Origin of the sequence: Loktanella sp. PT4BL (assembly GCF_003201935.1) — a bacterium.
Taxonomy (GTDB): Bacteria; Pseudomonadota; Alphaproteobacteria; order Rhodobacterales; family Rhodobacteraceae; genus Yoonia.
Genome location: NZ_QJJL01000001.1, coordinates 333,671 through 357,473, shown reverse-complemented (window position 1 = coordinate 357,473; position 23,803 = coordinate 333,671). Strand labels below are relative to the sequence as shown.

Genomic DNA, 23,803 nt, shown 5'->3' with positions numbered 1-23,803 from the left:
CCCGCGCAATCTGGCGATAGTAGGGCACCTTAGCCGTCAGGGAAAAACCTGCGCAGCTTTGCTGCATTCTGTGTCTGATCATGGGCTTTTGCAACGCGCGCACGGCCTGTCGCGCCCATTGCTGCCAGTGTTGCCGTATCCGCCGAGAGCGCCTGTGCCACCGCGGCTTGCAGGGCTTGCACATCGCCTGCTTTGACGATCCAGCCGACTTCTTCATCCACCAGTTCGGGTATTCCCGTGATCCGCGTGGTGACCACCGCACGCCCCATTGCGAGGCTTTCCATCAAGACGATGGGCAGGCCTTCGGCGAAACTGGGCAAGGCAAAAATGCGCGCGCCCTGAATTGCGGCGCGGACTTCATCACCGGTGCCCCAACCGGCCAGTGTCACATGGTTCTCGAGGCCCAATTCTGCAACACGCTTTTCGATGGATGTGCGGTCTTCACCATCGCCGATAAAGACCAGTTCGAGGGTCGGAAAGTCTTTGACCAGAGGCGCCACCGCCTCGACCAGCAGGGCCTGCGCTTTTGCCGGACACAGGCGGCCGACACAGACAATGCGCGCGTTTTCCGGTGGCGGGGTCAGTTCGAATTCGTCGAGATCAATCCCGCAGCGCACCACATGCACTTTGTCCGCACCGGTTCCGCCCGTCGCTGTCAGGATCACATCACGCGCATAATCGGTGATCGCGGCCACAAAGGCGGCATGTGCCACTTTCATCGGCAGGCCATTGGCAGCCGGATCGTCGAATTCATCTGGACCATGGGCTGTGAAACTGTAGCTGGGTCCGCCCATCCGGCGCGCAAGCAATGCCACCGCCGCCGAATTGGTCGAGAAATGCGCATGCACGTGATGGATATTTTTTGCTTTGGCGGCCTGCTTGAAAAAAACGGCCTCGACCAGATAGGCCACGTTCCGGAGCCCCGTGCTGCCTGGACGTGTGGCCAGATGCAGCATTGTCTTTGCCGCGCGGACAAAACCGATCGGGTTGGTGACGATCTCGGTCACGGTCCGCCCCGCCAGCGCCAAGGCGCCCTGTTTGAGGATGTAGGTCGTCTTGCCAACCTCGTCACGGTCACGCGGATCGACGGGTACTTCGGCCCAGTCGCGGATCGCAAAGCGGGCAACTGGCACGCCAGCCGCCTCATGCGCGTGAATCTCGCGCCGGACAAAGGTGGTCGACGTGATGGGATAGGTGTTCATCAGATAGGCAATGCCCATATCAGAGCAGCCCGCGCAGATAGGCACCATATTCTGTCTTGGCATAGCGATCTGCCAGCGCAATCAGTTCCGCATCAGTGATCCAGCCAGCGCCATAGGCGATCTCTTCAGGGCATCCGGTTTGCATCCCTTGCCGGCTTTGCAGGGTGCGCACGAAATTGGCGGCATCAAGCAGGCTGCCGTGGGTGCCGGTATCAAGCCACGCATAGCCGCGCCCCATGGTCTCGACCTTCAGCGTGCCCTCGGCCAGATAGCTTTCCAGCAAGCTCACGATTTCCAGCTCTCCACGCGCGCTGGGCTTGATGGTGCGTGCGCGTTCAGGGGCGGTGCCATCGAGGAAATAAAGCCCTGTCACCGCGTAGTTGGAAGGCGGCACATCCGGCTTTTCGATGATCCGGGTCACACGCCCGGTTTCATCCATCCCAACCACGCCATATCGCTGGGGATCAGCCACGCGGTAGCCAAAGACCGTGCCACCATCCGTCTGCGCATCCGCGCTGGCGAGCAGTTCCGGCAGGCCGTGGCCGAAAAAGATGTTGTCCCCCAGAACCATGGCCGAGGGGCATCCGTCGAGAAAACCCTCGGCAATCAGATAGGCCTGTGCCAGACCGTCGGGGCTTTGCTGGACCAGCCATGTGATCTCTACGCCCCATTGCGTGCCATCGCCAAGCAGGTGCTGGAACTGCGCCTGATCCTGCGGTGTCGTGATGATCCCGATCTCGCGGATACCGGTCAGCATCAGCACTGAAAGCGGGTAATAGATCATCGGCTTGTCGTAGATCGGCATCAGTTGCTTGGACAGACCTTGCGTGATCGGCCAAAGCCGCGAACCGGTGCCGCCTGCGAGGATTAGTCCTTTTCGTGTGCTCATAACTTTGTCCTACGCGATAAGGTCTGTTGCGTCAGCATTCTTGCCAGTGCGCTGCGCCAATCAGGGCGTGCGATGCCAAATGTGTCGAGGGTGCCGGTGCAATCCAGCCGTGAATTGGCGGGGCGTTTGGCGGGGGTCGGATAGTCTGCGGTTGTGATATCGGTGACAGTCACATCGCGGTCTGCGATGTCAAAGATCGCGCGCGCGAAGTCGGCCCATGACACATCGGGTGCGCCGCTGAAATGATAGATGCCGCTGGCCCTCTGTCCTGCGGCCAAGGTCTTGGCGATGGTCAAGCAGGCAGCGGCGATGGCATCGGCGGGTGTCGGGCCGCCGATCTGGTCGGCCACGACTGTCAGCGCATCGCGTGTCTCTGAGAGCCGCAACATGGTGGTGACGAAATTTTTGCCGTCCGCATCAAAGACCCATGCCGTGCGGAGGATGGCAAAGGTACCACCAGCGGCGGCAACACCTTTCTCGCCCGTCAGCTTGGTCCGCCCGTAAGCACCAAGCGGGCCGGTCGGGTCGGTGGGTCGCCACGCAGCACCTGCGCTGCCGTCAAAGACATAGTCGGTCGAGATATGCACGAAGGGGATATTCTTGGCGGCACAGGCCTGCGCCATTGCGGTGGGGGCATCAGCGTTAACGATCCGGGCTGTCGCTTCGTCGGCCTCGGCGGCATCTACGGCGGTATAGGCGGCCGCGTTGATGACAGCATCGGCGTCACTGGCAGCAATCATCGCGGCACAGGCGGCAGGGTTCGTCAGGTCGGCGGCATCGCGCCCGAGCGCGGTGATCTCGACCTCCGCAGCAGGGCCCTCGGCGATCAGCGCGCGGGCGACTTGGCCGGTTCTGCCGAAAACCAATACCTTCATGCCTTGCCCAATCGCGCGCCAACACCTTCACGGTCCAGAAGTGGCTGCCACCAGTCAGGATTATCAAGATACCATGCGACAGTTCTGGCCAGACCTTCTTCGAGCGTGACGGATGGCCGCCAGCCAAGTTCCGTGCGGATGCGTGTGGGGTCAATCGCATAGCGCAGGTCATGGCCCGGACGGTCGGTGACATAAGTGATCAGATCGGCATGAGGGACGGCCTCGGGGCGGTGTTGGTCGAGCAGGGCGCAAATCATCGTCACAAGATCAATATTCCGCGCCTCGTTCTCGCCGCCGATGTTATAGCTGCGGCCCACTTGTCCGCGCGTCAGCACCGTCAGCAAAGCATCGGCATGATCTTCGACATAAAGCCAGTCGCGCACGTTTTCGCCTTTGCCATACACCGGGATCGGTTTGCCGTGCAGCGCGTTCAGGATCACGACAGGGATGAGCTTTTCGGGGAAATGATAGGGGCCGTAATTGTTGGAACAATTGGTCAGGACAACAGGCAGGCCATAGGTTTCCGCCCAAGCGCGCACCAGATGGTCGCTGGCGGCTTTGGAAGCGGAATAGGGGCTGCGCGGATCATAGGGTGTGTCTTCGGTGAATTGCCCGTCGGCACCAAGCGAGCCGTAAACCTCATCCGTAGAGATGTGGTGAAAGCGGAATGTATCGGGTCTGCCTTCTGCGTCCCAATAGCTGCGCGCGGCCTCGAGCAGTGTGTAGGTGCCGGTGATATTGGTCTGGATAAATGCACCTGGCCCGTCGATTGAACGGTCTACATGGGATTCCGCGGCAAGATGCATGATCGCGTCGGGGCGGTGCCGGGCCAGAATATTGTCCACCGCCGCACGGTCACAGATATCGGCCTGTTCGAACGCATAAAGCGGGCTGTCCGCGACACTGGCGACATTGGCCAGACAAGCGGCATAGGTCAGCGCATCCAGATTGACAACGCTATGCCCCTCCGCCACCGCCTGCCGCACGACGGCCGACCCGATAAAACCTGCGCCACCGGTGACAAGAATTTTCATGTCGCATCCTTATAGGTGAAGGGTGATGTAAAGCCGGCAAAGCTGGGCGCCGCTGCATCTTTGTCGGAGAGCACGGCGTCTTGCACATCTATCCCCCAATCAATCGCGAGATCGGGATCGTCAAAGCGGACAGACCCTTCTGTAGCGGGCGCATAGGTCGCCGAGCACTTATAGGCGACAATACAATCGGCTGTGCGGGTGACAAAACCGTGCAGGAAGCCTTCGGGAATGAACAACTGATTACCTTTCTCAGCGGACAATGCGCACCCGACCCACTGGCCATAGGTGGGAGAACCCTTGCGGATATCGACAGCTACGTCCCAGATCGCGCCTTGCAAAACGCGGATAAGTTTCGCTTGCGCAGAAGGTGGCGCTTGAAAATGCAAGCCGCGAACGGTGCCGATATCGCGGCTATAGGACTGGTTATCCTGCACAAACTGGGTGGTGATCCCGTGCTGGGCCAGCGTGTCTGCGTTATAGGTTTCGCTAAAATGGCCACGGCTGTCGACAAAGCGGCGTGGGGTGATCTCCATGACGGTAGGTAGATTGGTTTCATTTAACATGTAGCAGATTTCCAAAACTCATACTGTGCACTTTGCAAAAGACGTCTTTGTCGGCAGGCACGTTTACAACAATGATCCGCACCATACTACGCTGTACTCCAGAGTATAGGAGCGCGAAACGCGAACGTCCAAAGCAATGAGCTGCCTCAACACCTGAAGGTGCCCACACCGCCAAGGCGCCAGCTAATCCAGACAAAATTCCGAAGATTCTCTGCTTAGCAAACACTGGATTTCCTTTTCTGGCATGCAGCAAGTCACTGAATGCGTGCTTCTGGTATCGAGAGCGCACGGCAATGCTCCATAGCCCGCAGCGAGAACAACGTGGTCAATAGATGCGTTTCGCTTGAAACAACTCAATGGCCGCCTTGTAGCTATCGACGGTCTGAGTCGCCACAGCTTCTGGGCTGTAGCGTTCGGTACAATCCATCCAGGCTTGACGACCAAGGCGGGCGGCAAGTTCCGGATCCTCAAGCAAGCGCTGGCAGGCCGCGACCATCGCATCAACATCCTGACTAGGGACCAGGAGCCCGTTGCGTTCGGTCTGGATAACCTCACCAATACCCCCCACAGCTGTTGCGACTGTTGGGCAACCCAAAGACATCGCCTCAAGCAACATATAGCCCATAGTCTCAAACTGCGTGGCAATGAGCGTCAGGTAATGACTTGTCCGTACCGCCATAAGATCTGAATGGCTCATTTGACCGCGGTAATCGACGCGTTTTCGGAGTTCCTCTGGGAACTTTTGCCTAAAGAACTCTTCAAAGTGCAAAGTTCCACTCCCGGATTGAACGCCGTGATCCGGTCCAATGAATGTCAGGGTCAGATCAGGGTTTAGCTCGGCCAATCTGGCAAAGGTCTCCAACGCCAAATCCCCGCCCTTGAGGCTATCGAACCGTCCAACGAAAAGCATCTTGTTCCGGTCGCATTGGTCGATCTGCCAAATCTCGTCTTCATTTGCCGCTATGATTGGGTTTGGAATAGCCACACTATTTTCTAACGAAAGATCATAGTGCTGCATGACGGCCTGTAGTGTGGCAGCACTTGGCGCAGTTATGTAAGTGGCCGCCTGGATCGCCAATCCTTCACGCGTGACGCGGCCGTTGTTAAAAGCCATCGCAGTGTCGGGGTCATCAAAAACTCCCGTTAAGAAGAACGGTCCGTGCAAACGGACAATTACAGGCACTATGTTCCTCTGTGAGATTTGAAGGCTCATTCCAAAGGACTCTTCAATCTCGAGAACCTCAACACCTTTTTCCCTGACCAGTTGACTCAACGCCGCGCTAATTCGGGCGGCATGCCATACGCCCCCTGCCGGTATAGAAGTAAACCTAATCTTCAACTTGAGCCAAATCCGCAAAAGCAAAGAGGGCTGAATCTGTTCGAGGTCGATAGTAAACGGGTCCGGCTCATGCACTCCTGGGCTCAGGATATACACTTCATGGCCAGATGCCCGCAGCATTGAAACGAGTTGCTCCGTGTATGTCACGATACCAGATGCTACACGCCCGGGTGGCCATGATGAGACGTAGATCGCGATCTTCAACGGATGATCTGGTTCTATATCCGTATCCAATGCCTCAACAAACGGTATCTTGCCCATTTTCCTCTTTCTGAACCTAAGTCAAAATACTTAAAAAGTTGCTGGTTCCCGTTCGACTTCGTCCAGAACACCCATTTGAGAAGACTAGCATGGTCTGGTGGGCCCTGCCAGTTTCGCTCGCTGCATGTTTGGGATTATATTAACGAGGCCTCGAGAAGTCGTGTTCCAAGGTGGATCTTGGCGGACAAGTAATGGAACGTTTCTTGGCAGGTAATCAGAAAAGACACATATGAGCGACATTCCTTTTATTCAAAGGACAAGAGAGGCCTTGCGACGATTCAGTCTGCGCTCGCCTCACGACGCAACGACTTGCCACAATTCAGCCAGCCCCCAACCGACAGCGGCACCAACTGCGACAAGGGGCATCAGTCTGATTTCAGACCACCAAGACACCCAACGCTCGGTCCGCCCCTTCACCAAGAGTACGAAGGTCTCTGGAATCCGGTGCAAAGCAACAACAAACAAAGCTCCTGTCGTCGACCCGAACACAAATATCGCAACAGCGAGACCGACCCAGATTGAAGCCGCACGAATTAGACTCAACATGGTCATTTCCCGAAAACGGCGTTCCGCGCTAAATGCCTCTCGAAGCAGACCCGGACCGATCAGAATCAGGCCCAGCGCCAAAATCTGGATCATCCCTGCAACATTTGCATAGCGATCATCATAGACGATTTCGACCAAGGTAGGCGCGAAAGTCAGGAACGCCCCGGCTGCGAACATCGCAAGTCCATCGAACAACAAACGGTAGCTATAATAGCGCGTCTGCAGTTGCGCGGCATCACCGTCCTTTTGAAGCGCAGTGAAGACCTGTAAACCCATCTGCCCATGAACAGCGTTAAGAAACAACCCAACCAGATCTACGATCTGGCGAGCAATATAGTAAAAGCCAAAGGAACTTGCCGACATCGCAAAACCAAGGATTAAGCGATCAGCAACGGACACGACAGCGCCCAAAGCAGAGTGGCTGATGATCCATTTCCCGCGGACCATAATCAACTGAAAATCTGACAAGCTCCAATTCAGACGCATCTTCGGACCTGTGAACATGGTATAGCTTAGGATGACAACAACGACCGAACTCGCAAGATTACCCAAAACCAGCGCCCAGACATTATGCAACCAGAGCGCAAAAACAATTGTCACCACAACAGTAAAGGCCGTGATGAACAACGTCTCAAAGCTGATCTGGCGAAACTTCATCTCTCGCTCGTAGATAAATTTTGCCGGAGATGCGAAACCTGCAATTATTCCGGCCCCGCCAATCGCCGCAACAGCATAAGGCAGTGCCTTATCAGCATAGCTTGAGTTCGGCGGAAAATACCCTGCCTCCTGCATCAAGCTCAGTCCAATCGCAAGCAAACCGCAGACGAGAAAGATAAGTATTCCACGAAGGATTTGGGCGGTCCAGCAAGACCGCAGGAAACCATCATCCAGGTCGTCTTCCTTGGTCAGAATAAGCGAACGCACGCCAATATCCGTGAATTGTTCGAGGATGAAGATGAACATCAAAACAACCGCGAATACACCGAAAATCTCTGGAGACAAAATCCGCGTCAGAACAATCGTAGAGAGTATTCTACTAATGACCTGCACGGAAAAGACCATCGTTGATAGGGCAGCCGATGCAAATATCTTGCGTGTCAGCTCATCGCAATCGGACAGCCGGCGTGACAAGAACCGGCTCAGCCTAGACATTGCACTGCCAATGCGAACACCCGCTCAATTCTCACTCCGGCAGTTGCCGAACGATATGTCTTGTGGGAAATATCGCTGTTACCTTTTGCCAAGACTGTCATCCCTACTGAAAACTCATTCAAACTTATTTTGACGGCATAACCTTTAAGAGCCGAAAACCGAAAACCACCTGCAAACACAACAGGGTGTGTATCATGATATTGCGCGCGTTTGACCTCGTCGATCCCAGAGATGTGCAACAAAAAAATATGCAAGAAGCGAGAATACCTGCGAAAAAAGCGAAAGCGAGGAGCGCTCCCTCTGAGTCCTTTCCATTTGCACAAATAAGCAATGAAGCAACTTCAAGAGGGACATTTCCGTAGAAGGCATGGTAGGCTGACGACGCTCAACTGTCCTCACCGATTGATAATATGCCCAATATTCTTGCCTACGCAGTGCTCTTAATGTGGCCATTGGTTATGATCGGGCTGTTTAAGAAACTGACACCCGATCGTGCGCTGATCTGGTCGTTCTTGGGCGCGTTCATGTTGTTACCAACAGGTGCATACATCGACCTCCCGGTCATCCCTAGTCTGGACAAGTTTTCGATTCCAAGCCTTGTCGGTCTGTTGCTTTGTATGACGATGGTAAAGCAGCGCATACGACTACTGCCGTCCTCTGCAGTCGCATCCATTCTCATGATCTTATTTGTCTTTAGCCCGTTCGCGACCTTGATCAGTAACCGCGAACCGATCATCTTCGGGGAAGTTTTTATTCCCGGCATGTCAATACGCGACGCAGTCTCGACTTCGATTGGCAATGCGATCACGCTGATCCCCTTTATTCTTGCATTCAATTTGTTGTCGACACATCCGGCTAGAATCAATTTCTTGAGCGCTTACCTTATTGGTGCGCTGGTCTACTCGATACCTATGCTGCTGGAAGTCAGATTGTCGCCACAGCTTAGTAATTGGATTTACGGTTTTTACGGGTTTGGTGAAGAGAGATTTAGCCAACAAATGCGTTTTGGAGGCTTCCGCCCTGTAGTCTTCATGGGGCATGGCCTTTTAACCGCATTTTTTGCCCTGATAGCACTCTTATCAACCGCTGTACTATGGCGGGTATCATCCTCCAAAACCCGAACGCTCTATGCCATAGCGATCGTATATCTGCTTGTTATTCTGCTCCTTTGTAAAACAGTCGGCGTGATGGTTCTCGCCGCCTTGTTTCTTCCCGTCATTCTATTTGCGAGCCGCACAATGCAAAGCTGGGCTATCTTGGCTTGCACGATCTTTGTGTTGAGCTATCCAATACTGCGTTCAGCAGACTACGTTCCGACCGATACAATGGTCAGCTTGGCAGCTTTGGTCCATGAAGATCGTGCACAATCACTTCAGTTCCGCTTTGATAACGAAACGGTCCTCTTGGATCATGCGGCAGATCGCGCTGTCTTTGGTTGGGGGTCTTGGGGGCGGAACCTCATATACGACGCCTTTACTGGCCGCGCTATCACAATTACCGACGGCGAATGGATTATTGTTATAGGCATAATGGGATGGGCTGGTTACATTGCCGTCTTCGGCTTGCTTACACTGCCACTATTCCGGTTGTGGTGGCACCGCCGACAACTGGCTTCCGACGAACAAACCGTCATATACGGCACATCTTTGTTGCTGGCAGTCAACCTGCTCGAATTGCTGCCGAACTCATCCATCACAACAATGACTTGGTTGCTGACTGGACTACTCTTGGCCAGTTCACTTCAGACCAATCATGCCGAAAATGAAGCGCCTGCGACGGAAAGCAGCAACGAGGCACGGAACAATCGACCAAAATATACGCGGCGCGCCCCCGAGCAACGGCCGTACAACAGGCATACGCTCAAGCAAGTAGAAAGAGTGCGGCCTGAAACGGACCGTCTCCGACGATAGGCCGCACAGCGGCAACGGTACAAAAGGATCAGAACCCGAATCGCGTAAGCCGGTAGATCACCTTACGATACACTGCCGGCGGCAACCAATCCTCGAGGATGGCGTGGCGCCGAGATCTACGGTCTTCTTGATCTTCCGACCCTGGCCGCGGTTTGAAAATTGTGGAGTGCGATTTTCGTGTCGGATCCCAAGTCGCAGTATAATAATACAGGGCGATTGACTGTCGGGGTTCACCATCGGGATGGTTCACTTTTTCTGGGTTACCGTGAAATGTGTTGGAACCCGTTGAAAAGCAGCACATCCGGTTAAAGATCGGGACAAAACTTTTCACCTTGGCGCTCATGTCGTTCTCCCAAATCTCAAAAGAACCACCCCACTCTTCGCGCCAGTCGTCGTTTAGATAAATGAGGACATTCAACCGTCGTTCGACGGACATCTGTTTGTGCAGATTAAAGTCCGCATGGATGTCTAGATGTCCGCCATTGCTCACCCGGTGAATACCAGCACCAATGAAATACGGGTCTGGTATCAGGCCCTTGATCCCTGTCATTTCCTCCAAAAAAAGCAAGAAGGGGCGTGAATTAAGGGCATGGAACAGCTCTCGTGAGAACGCGGGCAACCGGTCAGGGTTATACTGGGTTTTCAGGTTTTCCTGCGCCCGCTCAAAGGTGCTGCTATCTTTGTTTTCTTCCAAAGACTGCAAATCCCCTTGAACCCTCCGCAGCACTTGTTCCGGAAAAAAGTTATCGATGCAGATGTGGTTGTAGGGTTTTCCGCTTTGGTATTCTTTCGCAAGAGGCGCAGCGGCGGCCCGTGCAGCATCCACTTCTATGCTAAGCGTTTCTGGATCAAGATTGTAGACCGACATGTCTTATTCCCTGTTATCTTAAATGCCACCGGACAAATCAAAGCACGCGTTTTGAAAATGTGCGTCACTGTTTTTCGGTGTACTAGCTCTCATACATACGCAAACGCTAATTCAGGAATAATGATATATCCAGCCCCTGAGCGCGCTTTACAAGTCATGCTTATGCCAAGGAAATGTGGGCTTTTTATGGTGCTTTCGCGTCTTTGAATGTCGCGACTTTGATGGATGGCGAACATATGTCAGACCATGCATCGCATCGTGACCACGTCCTTCCGAGGATATTTGATTCGAACTCAAATTACTATTCGCGTACGCTTAGGATCATACGGCAGTAAACCCGCGTAAACTGATGATGATCCGTCAGCGAAAGAAAGTGTAACAAGTAACCTCGATGGCTTTAGTGCGTGACCAGATCCCCACATCGACTTTCGGAGCCTATCTGAACACAGGCGTCTTCTGGCTGGTTTTCACCTTCATCGCTGGACTGATCTTCTTTCATGAAGGTTTCAATGCCTTGCTGACCGCCTGGCGACTTCCGGAATATAGCCACGGTCCACTCATCCCGGTCTTGTCGCTCTTGCTCTTCCTGCGGCAGCTTAAGGGCATCCCTGTCAACCTTGCCCCGGTTGCCGACCGTGGGCCCGGAATTGCGCTCATGCTCCTTGCGATCACGCTTGGCGTGCTCGGCAAGCTGAGCCAGATCAATGAAGTCGTCGCCTATGCGATCATCCTTTGGGTTGGCGCGCTTCTGCTGATTTCCTGGGGGTGGCAGCAAGGCAGGCATTTCTGGCCGCCTGTGTTGCATCTGGTCTATATGCTGCCGCTGCCGGGTGTCATTTATTACAAGGTATCGACGTCGCTTCAGGTCTTCTCTTCAGAGTTGGGCGTCTGGATGCTGCGACTTCTCAGCGTTCCTGTCTTTCTGGAAGGCAACATTATTGATCTGGCGGTCTATAAACTTCACGTCGCCGAGGCCTGTTCCGGCCTGCGCTACCTGTTCCCAATCATGTCGTTTTCCTATGTTTTTGCGGTGCTGTTCAAAGGGTCCCTCTGGCACAAGGCGGTCCTGTTGCTGGCGGCGGTACCCATAACAATTGTGATGAACTCGGTCAGAATTGCGTTTGCGGGATGGTTGGTGAACTACGTTGGCCTCGAATACCTTGAAGGCTTCACGCATTTCTTCGAAGGCTGGATCATCTTCATGATCTGCGTGGTCCTGCTGTTTCTTCTCGCCTGGTTGATGTTGCGCTTTTCGGGCTCGCGCATGAGCCTTGTCAACGCGCTCGACCTCGACACCTCTGGCTGGACAGCACAGGCCGCCCGTATCCGTTTCATCGCACCCTCACGCGCTCTGGTCTTCTCGGCTCTCTTGCTTGGCGCGGGGGCAATCGCGTGGGAGGCACGACCACAAACCGCAACGACCACCGTTGATCGTGAACCCTTTACTGTCTTCCCCGCGCGTTTGGGCGCATGGGACGGCGATATCCCGGAAGTGCTTGCGCCCGATGTCGCCGAGAACCTGGCGGCGGATGATTACCTGTCGGTCCATTTCACCAGCGGCGCCCAGATTGCACCGGTGCAACTCTTCATCGCATGGTATGAAGACCAAACCCAAGGCGGCATCCATTCGCCCGAAATATGCTTGCCCGGCGCTGGTTGGGAGATCGCAAAACTGGATCGTGTCGACATCGCGCCGCAAATGGGCTTTGCCGCGCCCTACAATCTGAACCGCGCCATCATTCAAAGAGACCAGACGCGGATGCTGGTCTATTACTGGTTCGAACAACACGGGCGGCACACCGCCTGGGACTTTGCCGCGAAAATGTACCTGCTGTGGGACAGCATCATGATCGGCCGCACGGATGGCGCGCTCGTGCGCCTGACAACCCCGATCATGTCGGGTGAGACCGAGGCCGACGCAGAAGCCCGCTTGCAAGACATGTTCCGCGAAACGGTAAATGTTCTGCCGCGATTTGTGCCTGGATTAGAGACATGACCGAGACACCCCAGAACAATGGCCGCTTGCTCATCTACGCTCCTGTGTCAGTCTATGGAACGACCGAGGGCTGGTTTATCGAGAAACAGGCGGCGAATGGTCTAAGGCTTTGGGCAGAGAACTTTGACCAAGTCACAGTGATGATGCCCCATCAAGACGGGCCTGCGCCGGTTGGCTGGATCCCGGCCGCGAATATCGGACCAAACCTGGCACGCGTGAACATTGTACCCTTGCCGACAGCATGGGTGCTTTCCAGATTTGCCAAGGTCTACTACAGCACGCGCGATACCATCCGCCAGGAAATCCAGGGCGCCGATTATCTGTCCTTCGCCATTGGCGGCCTTGTCGGCGACTGGGGCGCGGTGGCGTGCCTTCAGGCTCATGCCATGGGCCGCCGGTTCGCCGTGTGGACAGACCGCGTCGAGTCTGAAGTCGTGAGGGTTGAATCGCTCTCTCGGGCTGGCTCCTTCAAAAGCCGTATCAAGAAGCGGGTCATTCATCGGCCCATGGCAATGCTGGAGCGGTACGTGATCAAACGCGCGACCATTGGACTATTCCATGGTCAGCAAACCTATGACGCCTATGCACCTTTCAGCAAAAAACCCGTCATTGTGCATGATATCCACGTCAATCGGGATGCGCATATCACAGATGATGCTTTCAACGCCAAAATTGCCAGCGCGCGGTCCGATCCACTCAACATAGTCTATGTTGGGAGGGCAACTGCTATGAAGGGCCCCCTGCATTGGGCATCCGCCTTAAAAGAGTTGTCAGTTGCAGGTATTGATTTTAAAGCACACTGGTTGGGCGACGGACCGATGCTTGCAGACTTGAGAGCACAGTTGGAAGCCGACAGCCTTATGGATCGGGTTACCTTGCATGGATTTGTCGATGATCCGGCGCAAGTCACTGCGAGACTGCAGGCCGCGCATATTTTCCTGTTTTGCCACACGACACCGGAATCACCGCGCTGTCTGATCGAGAGCTTGATCGCAGGCACGCCAATCATCGGATATGACGGATCCTATGCAGCGGATCTCATCAATAACGCTGGTGGCGGACATCTGGTTCCGATTGGGGACATTGAAGGACTTGGAAAGCGTCTAGTTCAACTGGCGAACGATCGTGACCAACTCGTAGAGCTGAATAAACGGGCACGCGAAGACGGCAAACCTTTTGACGATGAAACCGTATTTGCGCACCGTTCCGAGGTGATAAAGCGGTTCTTGAGTCGACAACAAGAATAACGGTCGCAAGCAACCTTGTTTCGAAATACACCACAATCAGGCCGGACATGAGGGAATGTGTTCGCCTTCGCATGGAAAAACCTCTCAATCCATAAAAAGCGAGGCGAAATCGCCATATTTCCTTACTTTCCGCTTGCACTCACCCGCGCCAAAAGCGCTATAGTGTGAATGATATGTTAATAGGTATCGTCACGCGTTTTTGACGGTGAATGGTGGATCAGATGATCAAGAATTTTCTAGCTGGCGTTATTACAGCAGTTGCGCTCACAGCAACGGCCGCAAGTGCCGCGACGCTGAGCTTGCACGGTACAGGTCAGACACATGTTGTCACGAACAACGACGTCTTGGGCTCTTTGAACAACACAACAATCGACATGATTGATGGTTACGAAAAGGACGCATCAAACGGTCTTTTCCTCGATATTGTGAGTGGTGTGGCGCAAATCACATACACTTATCTCGGCGCCGAAGCTGGCAACAGCAATTATGCCGCCGTCATGGGGACAGAGGTATTCGACAACCGCGGCCCCACTTACACCGCGACAAATGCAACCGTGACCGTCACGCAGGCCGTCAGCGGTTTCCTCGACTTTGCATTCGGAACCTATGCCCCGAGCTGGGCGACGGGTCTGTTCAACAACGATGGCGTCGCCGATGAGGCAACGCGCCACTATGCAATGGGCTTTGTGGCGATCAGCGCGAATGCCTTCTATGTGCTTTTCGACGATATCGCACGTGGTGACCGTGACTTTGACGATATCGCAGTGCGCATTGATGTCGCAGCGGTCCCGTTGCCTGCAGGTAGCTTGCTCTTGCTGTCGGCACTTGGTGGCGCATTGGTGCTACGCCGTCGCAAGGCCGTCGCCGCCTAGGCACAGGCATACCATTGGAAAAGAAAAAGCCGGCTCTCAGCCGGCTTTTTTATTATACTGATCCACCAGCCGCGGGATCAGTAATAGGCATCGACGTTACCTGACTCCTTGTCCATGTACCGGCACTTGTTCAGCAGCACACCCATGACATTTGTCTGTGACGCCAGATCGCGTTCACAGACGTCGATTTCCCCGATCGAGGTGGCTTCAGCGGCGGCAACCAACAGGACGCAATCCACCTGACCCATAAAGGCCATCGTATCGTCACTGCTTAACATCGGCGGCATATCAAAGATTGTCAGATCCGGTGCGAACTGCTCTTCAATATCAGCCAGAGCACGGCCCACGGACGAACTCTGCAAAAGCTCTGCAGGATTGCGCGTGCGTGTATAATTCAGACCGAAGGCCACGTTTGGGCGCGGACGTTTCGCGATGTCGGCAAACGCTGCCTCTCCGCCCAGCACGGCTGAAAAACCGGTCTCGCCGGACAGGCCAAAGATAGAAGCCATCGACGGACGCCGCATGTCCATTTCCGCAACGACTGTGAAAATCTCCGGCTGTTTCGCCAAAGAGAAGGCAAGGTTCATCGAGACTGTCGTCTTCCCGCAATCCGCGCTTGGCGACGTAATCGCAAGACGACGCCATCCGTTGATCCGCATCTCCTGCAACACCTTGGTACGGAGTTTATCAAAAGCCATGACGCCCTGATCCGATTGCGGCCCTGTCTCGAACGTCACGACGCGATGTTTTGCCATTTGCTTGGCCGGCGGTGCAAAGGTGGCAAGCGGTTGCCAGATTGCAGCACGGTCAGCCATCGCGACATCATGTTCTTTGTTCAGCGCCCGGCGCCTGCTGGCGATGTAGGAATGCCGTTGGCTCGCCTTTGCGTCGCCTGTAATTTCCTCGCGGGCAGCACGTGCTTTTGCGATTGCGGCTTGTATCTTGTCCATCTTTTCTCGCCCTACCCTAGTCCAAACCGACGCGACGCAGCACTTCGTCAAAGATTGGCTGCAGTGGCTGGACATTCTCGTCAATGTACCAGATCGCGGCAGGAACCCCGAGGAAAACGACGGCCAGAGCAGCAAGAATAAGAAGCCGGCGCCGCCAGATCTGACCACGTGTGCGGATATACGGCATCGTCATGAAAGGCGTAATCTGCAGACCATTCACAATATCAGCAGGGCGCCGGACCGCAGTATTCAGAAGCTCGAGCAACACGATCAACCCGAATCCCATTCCAAGGCCTGCCGCGACGCCAGTCGCCGCAATCAACCGTCTGTTTGGTCGTGACGGACTTGTTGGCGCAATAGCTTGCTCAATGACCGTGATGCGCTGCCCTTTGGACAAAGCCTCGATTGTATCACCCACTTCCGCGATCGCACGGTTTTGCACGGCACGGTCATATTGCGTCCGCAGGTTTTCAAAATTCCGTTCAAGCGTTGCCAGCGTCAGCGCATTACCGGGTGTCGCTGCGATAGACGCCGACAACTCCTCAAGATTCTGTTCAATGAGCGCCTTTTGCTCATCAATAAAGGCGATCTGACCCTCAAGATCCGCAAGCTGCAATGCGAAAGGGGTCAAAGGCGCGCCTTCAGTATCAAGTGTCCCGTTGCCCGCGGCAGCCTGTTGGGCTGCGACAATTCTTTCCAATGCAGCGACTTGCGCCTGCAAAATTCCGATGCGCGGATTGTCAGGCGAAAGCAGTGCCGAAGCGCGCGTCAGTTCATCCAGCAACTCCTGTAGTTCCGCTTCCTCAGGGGTGCGCGCGGCAACGCCGAGCAGGCCGACTTCTCCGGTCTGTTCAAAGAGCTGCACCAGGCGGTCGCGACGTTCACGCAGTTGTATCCGCTCTCGGTCAAGCTCCAGAATACGCTCCTGCGCCGCTGCTTGCTGTGATCTGCGGAACTCGAGGCTGTCCGGCAACGCTTCCAGATTGGCCTCTTGGAAAGCAAGAATCTGGCCACGCATCTGGGACAGTTCCTGCTCCAACTGCTCTGTCTCTTGCGCAAAGAAGTCGAGTGTCTGGCCCGAAACCGTCGTGCGCATCTCGATGTTCTCTTGCAGAATCAAGGTGACGATTTCGTTTACAACCGCAGCCGCGCGGTCTGGAAGCGGATCGTCGAAGCTGACCGTCACGATAATCGCCGCCGATCTGCCACCAAGATCAACGTTGATCCGCGCGCTCATGTCCTCCACTTTTTCATCAGGACGCAAACGGTCTTCGGTACCATCGGTTTCGGTGTAGACACCAAGGCGGTTCGCCATGTCGAGCAGGTTATCCCGCGTGAAAATACGCTGTTGGATGATTTGCAACTGTTCGGCGGCATCAGTGCGCACAGTGGATGCGGCAAGTTCATCCGGGATCTGTTGTGACTCGACAACCAAACGGGCTTCGGCCACGTAAATCGGTTTCTGGGTCAGCGCCACCGTCAGCCCCGCTGCTGTCCCGAGAGCCAGCAGGATCAGGACATACGGAAAGCGTCTCCAAAAGATTGCCAGATAAAATTTAAGATCCATCGTTTACCATTCACATTCGAGGCCAGATTACAAAAGCCGCTACCCCGCGGACACCCCACCGCCGAAAAAGACACCATCGTTCAGCACTTGTTTCACCGTCACCTCATTCACCTTATATTTGTCTTCCGTATACGCATAGAGCAGCGAAAAGTCACAAAGCTGGTTGATCAAACGGGGCACGCCACGCGTCTCTGTGTAGATCCGCTTGCAAGCGCCCGGGCTAAAGATCTGTTCCTTGGCGCCGGCTACTTTCAGGCGGTGATGTATGTATTCCGCCACTGTCTCGGCGTCGAGGGTGGGCAGATGGAAGCTTGAGGCAACCCGCTGTGCAAATTGTGTCAGATTGGGGTGGCGGACATTGTCGCGCAACTCAGGCTGACCAACGAGAACCAGCTGCAAAAGCTCGTCCTTGTTGGCGTTGATATTCGTGAACATCCGCAGTTCTTCAAGTGACTCTCGGTTGAGGTTCTGCGCCTCGTCAAAAATCAAGGCAACGCGATGACCTTTGGCATAGGTCTCAATCAGGAATTCTTCGAACTGCCCGAAAAGCGCGACATAGTCTGCACCTGGCGGTACGGGCTGATCAAGCGATTGCAGCACCCAGCGCAAAAGCTCGTCTCGCGTGCCATGGGCGTTCGAGATCAGACCAACCACAAGCTCATCACCAAGTGATTTCAGCAAGTGGTGCAAAAGCGTGGTCTTGCCGGCACCAACCTCGCCTGTGATCAGCGTGATCGGTGACCGCGTGACCAAACCAAACTCGAACATTGCATAGGCCCGTTCATGTACCGGGGACCAATAAATGAAGTCAGGGTCCGGCACCAAGCTAAAGGGGCGTTCGCTCAACCCAAAATGGTTAAGGTAGATACTTATGGCTTGGTTCATTCAGACCCCGAAACAAAGTCACTCTCGTTTCAACTACATCCGAAACAAACACGATTCGGAACTTGATGATGTCTAAAGGAAAAGCTGTTTTCAAACCACCAGAACCCTCAGACTCTGGCAAACTGTCCTAGGGTAACGCGATTCTAGCAACCCATTGGTTCGCACCTCGAAACAATGGTAAAACTTTTGCCAGAACAGCGATCAATTTGTGAACACAATACTGAGAACTAAGGCGAAAAACGTTCTTTTTTGGGGTCAAAATATAAAGGACAGGTTCACGCGATCTTTGTTTAATGCTACGTTAATCGAGCCAGCGCACCTGAGGGCTACCAGTAGAATTTTCGGTAATCCGGTGCTGCAGAATGTGTTGTATTTTCTGGCGAGTGAATTTGGTGAACGAGTGAGCAATTACATGTCGACAGACTATTCTGACGTAAGAAAACATGCGAAATCACGTCCGATCGGGCCATCGCTTCCGATCAAGGGCCCTTACGAGCTCGGGCTGAAGCGCTTGTTTGACGTGATGTGCGTTGTCGCTTCAATCCCTTTCATTTTACCACTTATTGGTGTTCTCGCGCTGATGGTTAAGCGCGACGGAGGCCCCGCGTTCTATTGCCAGGATCGCGTCGGAATGAATGGCCGCATCTACCGTATCTGGAAATTGCGCACGATGGTGGTAGACGCGGAATCCAAGCTGCAAGATCATCTGTCCAAGCACCCTGAAGCGGCGGCGGAATGGACGCTGACGCAGAAACTCAAGCGCGATCCTCGGATCACGAAAATCGGGGCGCTTTTGCGCAAGAGCTCTGTTGATGAACTTCCACAGTTGTGGAACGTCCTGATCGGCGACATGAGCCTTGTCGGCCCACGTCCGATGCTACCGGAGCAACAGACAATGTATCCCGGGCTTGCCTATTATTCCCAGCGCCCGGGCATTACTGGCAGTTGGCAGGTATCCGATCGCAACGAGTGTACGTTTGCCGACCGCGCCCGCTTTGATACTGACTATATCGCCAATATGTCGTTTGCGAACGACATGAAGCTGCTGTTGGCGACGGTCCGTGTTGTGGTAAGAGGGACTGGATATTAATCCAAAGTCTCTCAAGCCGAGGCGACACACTAGGTAGCCAATGCAACATTTTCTGCGCGTTTGTCTGATTTGCCTCAGTATATCTGCGCTCTCTGCCTGCAAGACAAACGAAGAAAAAGCCAACGCATTTTACCAGTCGGGTCTTGCGCTGCTTGACGCCGGCGACCTAGAGCGCGCGGCGATCCAGTTCCTCAACGTTTTTCAACATGACGGTTTCCACGAGGACGCGCGGCGCAAGCTCGCGGAAATACGGCTCGAACAAGGAGATATCGGCGCGGCTTACAGCCAGTATCTCCGTCTGATAGAGCAATACCCCGATACCCCTGACGTCCGTATTCTTCTGGCCAGAATTGCCATTGATGCCAGCAACTGGGACGAGGCGCGACGCCATGGTCAAGCTGCTGTCGCACTTGCACCGGAGGACCCACAGGCGCAGGCTATTGCGGTGGCACTGGCCTATCGCGACGCCTCGCAAATCAACGACACCGCAGCGCTTGCACAGGCCGCGACCCGCGCGCGGACACTTCTGGATGCAAATCCCGAAGATGAAGTTGCGCGGCGTGTGGTCATCGACAATCTGATGCGGAGCGACACACCAGGCGACGCCTTGCCGGAAATCGACCGCGCCCTTGCCAGAGATCCCGAAAACTATGCCTATCATACGGCCCGCTTGCAGGTTTTAACGCAAGTGAATGATATGCCGGATATCGGCCTGCAACTCCGACAGATGGTTGCGCTGTTTCCGGATGACGCCAATCTGACACAGGCCCTGATCGGCTGGTATATCGTGCAGGATGATGTGGCAGGCGCGGAACAATACCTGCGTGAACTCGCAGGCGCGGATACGGCCCCGATTGAAGGCCATATCGCTGTCGTCCAGTTCCTGCAAAACACGCAAGGGCCGGACGTTGCGCAGCAAGAGCTTGACCGCCTTGCAACCGCCAATGCAGGCACCCTGAATGCGGATGTTTATATCACCCTCTCCGCGGCGATACGTTTTGAAGCGGGCGAAAGGGATGCTGCAATCGCCACTTTTGAAGAGGTACTCGCAAGGGCAGAACCGTCGGATCAGACGCGGCAGATCCGCAATACATATGCCCGGCTTCTGATCGCCACCGGAGATGAAGGCGCTGCGCGCGCGCAGGTGGACATGATCCTTTCGGAAGATGAAACGAACGTCGATGCGCTGAAGCTGCGTGCCATATGGTTGATCGCAGATGATCGCGCCGGTGAAGCGGTGCTTGCCTTGCGTCAGGCCCTGAGCCAGCAACCGCGCGACGCGGAAACACTGACGTTGATGGCGCAGGCCCACCAGCGTGAGGGCAATCGCGCTCTTGCCGGCGAACGACTTGCCCTCGCGGTCGATGTCACGAACAGCGCGCCGGCTGAAGCGATCCGTTATGCCAACTTCCTGCTTGAAGACGGACGGACAGCCGCCGCGCGTTCGGTCCTGACGGATGCACGCGCCGCAAATCCGAACGACGTTGCTGTCATGACCAGCCTGGCCGGTATCCTCCTCCGCGAAGGCGCCTGGATCGAAGCCCAAGGCGTTGCCAATACGCTCAGGGCGATTGAAAACGCGGAAGCGCAGAAAGCCGCCACATCGCTGCAAGCTGCGCTTTTGCTGGGCCAGAACAGAATTGAAGACAGCCTTGCCTTTCTCCAAGCCGAGATAGAGCAGGGGAACGGGGATGTTGAAGCCGTCACACAACTGGTCCAGATCCATCTTCTGGCGGGGAACCTTGCCACAGCACGCAGCACACTCAATGAGGCTCTGACCCGTTTTCCCGAAGAAAACAGCCTGCAAATGCTCAGCGCCAGCCTTTTTGCCATGGACGGCGATTTCGAAACCTCCGAGGCAGCATTCCGCCGGATAATCGCCGCCTCGCCGCAATCCGAGGCCCCATTCCTGCGCCTCTACAACCTTCTTGTCGCCACGGACCAACCCGCGAAAGCAGATGCTGTGTTGGAGGCCGGTCTTGATGCGCTTCCAAACTCGGTCAATCTTCGCTGGCTCAGCGCCACGCGGTATGAGGAACGTGGAGACATTGATGCCGCCATCGCGATCTATGAAGAGATGTATGCGGCAAATTCAGATGCGGTGGTGATCGCCAACAATCTCGCATCCCTGATCGCAACCCATAAGAACGACGAATCCAGCCTTGCCCGCGCTGCAGCGATCGCGAAACGCTTGCGTGATCTTGAGGTACCGGCTTTTCAGGACACTTATGGCTGGATCGCCTATCGTCAGGGCAATCTGGAAGAGGCCCTGACCTATCTGGCACCCGCCGCAGCCGGTTTACCTGATGATCCGCTTGTCCAGTACCACCTTGGTATGACCTACGCAGAGCTTGGCCAAGCCGAGAACGCGACGACCTATTTGACGCGCGCATTGATGCTTGCTGGTGATCAATCCCTTCCCCAGTTCGACATTGCACGCGCAAAACTGACCGAATTGGGTCAATAGCGTAAAAATCGCAGTTTTAGCCATGTTTTGCCGCGTTTTTACGTTGGGGAATTGGAATACTTGGGTTAACATTTTCTTCGTAGCGGGAGGGTGTTGCCCGCATTGTTGTACTGTAAAAAGAGGTCGCGTTATGTCCCGTATTGTTACCCTTCTTGGGTCGCTCCTGGCCCTGGTCCTATTTTCCACGATCACACTTGCGCAGGAATACAGGGTTCAGCCCGGTGATTCTCTGCGGATCGAAGTGGCCGAAGATGCCAGCTTGAACCGTGTGGTGCTGGTGGCGCCTGACGGACGTATCGCACTGCCCGGCACCGGAAACATTCGCGCAAGCGGGCTTACCACAACACAAATCCAATCTGCTTTGACCAGCCGTTTGGCCGCAAGTTTTGTCAGCCCTCCAAACGTCTTTGTGGGCATTGAGGGGCTCGCACCCGAACGTGAGCCGCGGACCATCGGTATCTTTGTTGTCGGCGAAGGCGTGACTGTTGGCCGGATCGAGATTGAGCCAGGCACAAACCTGATGCAGGCAATCGCACAGTTCGGCGGCTTTACAAACTTCGCTGCGGTCAAGCGCATCCAGTTGCGCCGCGGCAGCGACGTTTACACCATCAACTACAACAGCATCCTCGACGGTAGCAGCGAAAACGGCGCCGTGCGGATGCGCGATGGTGATGTCATCGTCATTCCACAGCGCAAGCTGTTCGAATAAGTACCCAGACCCCAAGCTTCCGCTCGGGGGCGGATAAATATGAAACGTGTAATAAGCCTTGCTCTCCTGACCTGCCTTTGTCCTCTTGCGGCGTCCACGCAAGAGGCCGAACCTGGCGGTGTGTTCTTCACATTCGACTGGGGTCAGACCTTTATCGGTTCGACCGACCGTGACCTGGAAACGACCGAGGCCGAAGACGGGTTCGAGAGCGTCACCGACCTGAGTTTCGGTGCGGTCACCGAAACACGGACACAGCGCCTGTCGTTCGATCTGGACACGACATTCAGCCTCACCGAGGATGAATTCGCAGATGAAGGGCTTGTTGCACGTTTGGCCTACACCCGGAACAGCGCGGACGCCTCATTCGATTTCGCGCTGGAAGGACGTCGCGAAGACATCGCGTTCCTGCGCGACGCCTCAGATTTCATCAATGATGAAGGCGTGATCGTCCTGCCGGATGATTTTGATGATCTGACCGGGACCGGTTTCCGCAATGAAACAACGGTATCAGTTGGGTTTACTTGGGGCGATACCGCGCCGGTGGGCTATAGCCTGAGCGGCAGTCAGACAAGACTGCGCTACGAAGATGCAAGCGCCACGCTGTTGGATAATGACAGCAGCACGATTGCACTTGGCCTGCGACTGAACATCAATGAAGTCGTCACCAGCAATATCGGGCTTTCCTATACACAGTCGGAAGACATCGGCGAACCAGCGACAGAGACCACAACGCTGTCCGGCGCGCTGACCTTTGCACGCCCGCTCGGGGCGCTGACAACAGGTATCAGCGTTTCACGTGATGAAGAGGATGAGACCTTCTGGGCTGCCACAGTCGCCCGCGATTATGCATTGCCCAATGGCAGCCTACGGGGCGAACTGGGCGTGGTAGAAGATGAATTTGGTGATATACGTGTGACCGGTGGAATTGCCTTTAGCTATCCGCTTCCCGCAGCCGAAATCACCCTCAGCGCGGACCACAGCCTCGACCCGGGCGATGACCGCGCCACAACGACGTTCAGCGCCAACTATCTTCAAGAACTCAGCCCCGTCACCAGCATGCAGGTTGGTTTTGACTTTGGCCAGACAAGCGATCCTGACGGAGGCGATGTCCTTGCAACCGGCAGCCTTTCGGCAAGCTATGGCTACAGCATCAACGAATTCTGGCAGCTCAACGTCGGTGCAAGCTTTGATTTCCGCGAGGATGACGGAGTCCGCACAGACAGTACGTCAATCTTCTTGGCGCTCGATCGGCAGTTTTCCTTCCGGCCGTAAGGCCCTCATCGGCTGATTCCTGCCCTTTCGGGGACAACTGGCGCAGTGCGCTTGGCAACCTCGTTTTACCTCCTATAGCTTCACGCGAACCAAGGCTGCCCAGCAGTTG

At 55.1% G+C, this 23,803-nt stretch carries 19 protein-coding genes; 8 read left to right on the top strand and 11 right to left on the bottom strand.

Features of this window, described 5'->3' with window-relative positions; all coding sequences use genetic code 11:
* Nucleotides 1-29 precede the first annotated feature (29 nt).
* From C7964_RS01715 to C7964_RS01685, 7 genes are all read right to left on the bottom strand, one after another.
* Nucleotides 30-1,265, bottom strand: coding sequence for a glycosyltransferase family 4 protein (locus C7964_RS01715; protein ID WP_110277977.1), 1,236 nt, complete (start codon nucleotides 1,263-1,265; stop codon nucleotides 30-32).
* Nucleotides 1,222-2,091 carry a glucose-1-phosphate thymidylyltransferase RfbA gene (rfbA, locus tag C7964_RS01710; RefSeq protein ID WP_110277976.1) on the bottom strand — a complete coding sequence of 290 codons (870 nt, stop codon included), beginning with the start codon at nucleotides 2,089-2,091 and terminating at the stop codon, nucleotides 1,222-1,224. The genes C7964_RS01715 and rfbA overlap by 44 nt, the downstream gene beginning before the upstream one ends.
* Nucleotides 2,088-2,966, bottom strand: a complete 879-nt coding sequence (gene rfbD, locus C7964_RS01705) for a dTDP-4-dehydrorhamnose reductase (RefSeq protein ID WP_110277975.1) — start codon at nucleotides 2,964-2,966, stop codon at nucleotides 2,088-2,090. Before rfbD ends, rfbA begins: the two co-directional genes overlap by 4 nt.
* Nucleotides 2,963-4,000: a dTDP-glucose 4,6-dehydratase gene (rfbB, locus tag C7964_RS01700; protein ID WP_110277974.1), complete on the bottom strand. Its 1,038-nt coding sequence runs from the start codon at nucleotides 3,998-4,000 to the stop codon at nucleotides 2,963-2,965. The genes rfbD and rfbB overlap by 4 nt, the downstream gene beginning before the upstream one ends.
* Nucleotides 3,997-4,563, bottom strand: coding sequence for a dTDP-4-dehydrorhamnose 3,5-epimerase (gene rfbC, locus C7964_RS01695; protein ID WP_110278516.1), 567 nt, complete (start codon nucleotides 4,561-4,563; stop codon nucleotides 3,997-3,999). The genes rfbB and rfbC overlap by 4 nt, the downstream gene beginning before the upstream one ends.
* Nucleotides 4,564-4,888: 325 nt before the next feature.
* Entirely contained in the window at nucleotides 4,889-6,163 is a 1,275-nt protein-coding gene (locus tag C7964_RS01690) for a glycosyltransferase family 4 protein (RefSeq protein WP_110277973.1), read from the bottom strand.
* Nucleotides 6,164-6,457: 294 nt separating this feature from the next.
* Nucleotides 6,458-7,861 (bottom strand): oligosaccharide flippase family protein, encoded by a 1,404-nt coding sequence (locus tag C7964_RS01685; RefSeq protein ID WP_110277972.1) that lies wholly within the window; start codon nucleotides 7,859-7,861, stop codon nucleotides 6,458-6,460.
* Between the two features lie 410 nt (nucleotides 7,862-8,271).
* Here C7964_RS01685 and C7964_RS01680 point away from each other — a divergent pair, with 410 nt between their 5' ends.
* Complete coding sequence (locus tag C7964_RS01680) at nucleotides 8,272-9,771, top strand: hypothetical protein (RefSeq protein ID WP_110277971.1); 1,500 nt, start codon at nucleotides 8,272-8,274, stop codon at nucleotides 9,769-9,771.
* 28 nt (nucleotides 9,772-9,799) lie between these two features.
* Here the strand turns inward: C7964_RS01680 and C7964_RS01675 are convergent, their stop codons facing one another.
* Nucleotides 9,800-10,639 carry a 2OG-Fe(II) oxygenase gene (locus C7964_RS01675; protein ID WP_110277970.1) on the bottom strand — a complete coding sequence of 280 codons (840 nt, stop codon included), beginning with the start codon at nucleotides 10,637-10,639 and terminating at the stop codon, nucleotides 9,800-9,802.
* 391 nt (nucleotides 10,640-11,030) lie between these two features.
* On the opposite strand from C7964_RS01675, the gene xrtD reads away from it, so the two are divergent.
* The 3 genes from xrtD to C7964_RS01660 all read left to right on the top strand — a co-directional run bounded on the left by xrtD (nucleotide 11,031) and on the right by C7964_RS01660 (nucleotide 14,754).
* Nucleotides 11,031-12,635: a VPLPA-CTERM-specific exosortase XrtD gene (gene xrtD, locus C7964_RS01670; protein ID WP_110277969.1), complete on the top strand. Its 1,605-nt coding sequence runs from the start codon at nucleotides 11,031-11,033 to the stop codon at nucleotides 12,633-12,635.
* A complete protein-coding gene (locus C7964_RS01665) occupies nucleotides 12,632-13,882 on the top strand; it encodes a glycosyltransferase (RefSeq protein WP_110277968.1) in 1,251 nt (416 codons plus the stop codon). The genes xrtD and C7964_RS01665 overlap by 4 nt, the downstream gene beginning before the upstream one ends.
* 221 nt (nucleotides 13,883-14,103) lie before the next feature.
* Entirely contained in the window at nucleotides 14,104-14,754 is a 651-nt protein-coding gene (locus C7964_RS01660; protein WP_110277967.1) for a VPLPA-CTERM sorting domain-containing protein, read from the top strand.
* Between the two features lie 77 nt (nucleotides 14,755-14,831).
* Here the strand turns inward: C7964_RS01660 and C7964_RS01655 are convergent, their stop codons facing one another.
* The 3 genes from C7964_RS01655 to C7964_RS01645 are packed head-to-tail and all read right to left on the bottom strand — an operon-like array spanning nucleotide 14,832 to nucleotide 18,039.
* Entirely contained in the window at nucleotides 14,832-15,704 is an 873-nt protein-coding gene (locus C7964_RS01655; RefSeq protein WP_181417086.1) for a CpsD/CapB family tyrosine-protein kinase, read from the bottom strand.
* Nucleotides 15,705-15,720: 16 nt separating this feature from the next.
* Nucleotides 15,721-17,271 (bottom strand): GumC family protein, encoded by a 1,551-nt coding sequence (locus C7964_RS01650; protein ID WP_110277965.1) that lies wholly within the window; start codon nucleotides 17,269-17,271, stop codon nucleotides 15,721-15,723.
* Between the two features lie 39 nt (nucleotides 17,272-17,310).
* Nucleotides 17,311-18,039, bottom strand: coding sequence for an ExeA family protein (locus C7964_RS01645; protein WP_286163698.1), 729 nt, complete (start codon nucleotides 18,037-18,039; stop codon nucleotides 17,311-17,313).
* Between the two features lie 469 nt (nucleotides 18,040-18,508).
* On the opposite strand from C7964_RS01645, the gene C7964_RS01640 reads away from it, so the two are divergent.
* The 4 genes from C7964_RS01640 to C7964_RS01625 all read left to right on the top strand — a co-directional run bounded on the left by C7964_RS01640 (nucleotide 18,509) and on the right by C7964_RS01625 (nucleotide 23,694).
* Entirely contained in the window at nucleotides 18,509-19,246 is a 738-nt protein-coding gene (locus C7964_RS01640; RefSeq protein ID WP_286163697.1) for a sugar transferase, read from the top strand.
* A 40-nt stretch (nucleotides 19,247-19,286) separates the two neighbouring features.
* A complete protein-coding gene (locus tag C7964_RS01635) occupies nucleotides 19,287-21,713 on the top strand; it encodes a tetratricopeptide repeat protein (RefSeq protein WP_110277962.1) in 2,427 nt (808 codons plus the stop codon).
* Nucleotides 21,714-21,843: 130 nt separating this feature from the next.
* Complete coding sequence (locus tag C7964_RS01630; RefSeq protein WP_110277961.1) at nucleotides 21,844-22,422, top strand: polysaccharide biosynthesis/export family protein; 579 nt, start codon at nucleotides 21,844-21,846, stop codon at nucleotides 22,420-22,422.
* A gap of 39 nt (nucleotides 22,423-22,461) precedes the next feature.
* Nucleotides 22,462-23,694 carry a hypothetical protein gene (locus C7964_RS01625; protein ID WP_110277960.1) on the top strand — a complete coding sequence of 411 codons (1,233 nt, stop codon included), beginning with the start codon at nucleotides 22,462-22,464 and terminating at the stop codon, nucleotides 23,692-23,694.
* The last annotated feature ends 109 nt before the right edge of the window (nucleotides 23,695-23,803 follow it).

Coding starts and splice junctions, on each gene's coding strand:
- C7964_RS01715 (WP_110277977.1), bottom strand. CDS start 1,265: ATGCCAAGACAGAATATGGTGCCTATCTGCGCGGGCTGCTCTGATATG.
- rfbA (WP_110277976.1), bottom strand. CDS start 2,091: ATGAGCACACGAAAAGGACTAATCCTCGCAGGCGGCACCGGTTCGCGG.
- rfbD (WP_110277975.1), bottom strand. CDS start 2,966: ATGAAGGTATTGGTTTTCGGCAGAACCGGCCAAGTCGCCCGCGCGCTG.
- rfbB (WP_110277974.1), bottom strand. CDS start 4,000: ATGAAAATTCTTGTCACCGGTGGCGCAGGTTTTATCGGGTCGGCCGTC.
- rfbC (WP_110278516.1), bottom strand. CDS start 4,563: ATGTTAAATGAAACCAATCTACCTACCGTCATGGAGATCACCCCACGC.
- C7964_RS01690 (WP_110277973.1), bottom strand. CDS start 6,163: ATGGGCAAGATACCGTTTGTTGAGGCATTGGATACGGATATAGAACCA.
- C7964_RS01685 (WP_110277972.1), bottom strand. CDS start 7,861: ATGTCTAGGCTGAGCCGGTTCTTGTCACGCCGGCTGTCCGATTGCGAT.
- C7964_RS01680 (WP_110277971.1), top strand. CDS start 8,272: ATGCCCAATATTCTTGCCTACGCAGTGCTCTTAATGTGGCCATTGGTT.
- C7964_RS01675 (WP_110277970.1), bottom strand. CDS start 10,639: ATGTCGGTCTACAATCTTGATCCAGAAACGCTTAGCATAGAAGTGGAT.
- xrtD (WP_110277969.1), top strand. CDS start 11,031: ATGGCTTTAGTGCGTGACCAGATCCCCACATCGACTTTCGGAGCCTAT.
- C7964_RS01665 (WP_110277968.1), top strand. CDS start 12,632: ATGACCGAGACACCCCAGAACAATGGCCGCTTGCTCATCTACGCTCCT.
- C7964_RS01660 (WP_110277967.1), top strand. CDS start 14,104: ATGATCAAGAATTTTCTAGCTGGCGTTATTACAGCAGTTGCGCTCACA.
- C7964_RS01655 (WP_181417086.1), bottom strand. CDS start 15,704: ATGGACAAGATACAAGCCGCAATCGCAAAAGCACGTGCTGCCCGCGAG.
- C7964_RS01650 (WP_110277965.1), bottom strand. CDS start 17,271: ATGGATCTTAAATTTTATCTGGCAATCTTTTGGAGACGCTTTCCGTAT.
- C7964_RS01645 (WP_286163698.1), bottom strand. CDS start 18,039: ATGTTCGAGTTTGGTTTGGTCACGCGGTCACCGATCACGCTGATCACA.
- C7964_RS01635 (WP_110277962.1), top strand. CDS start 19,287: ATGCAACATTTTCTGCGCGTTTGTCTGATTTGCCTCAGTATATCTGCG.
- C7964_RS01630 (WP_110277961.1), top strand. CDS start 21,844: ATGTCCCGTATTGTTACCCTTCTTGGGTCGCTCCTGGCCCTGGTCCTA.
- C7964_RS01625 (WP_110277960.1), top strand. CDS start 22,462: ATGAAACGTGTAATAAGCCTTGCTCTCCTGACCTGCCTTTGTCCTCTT.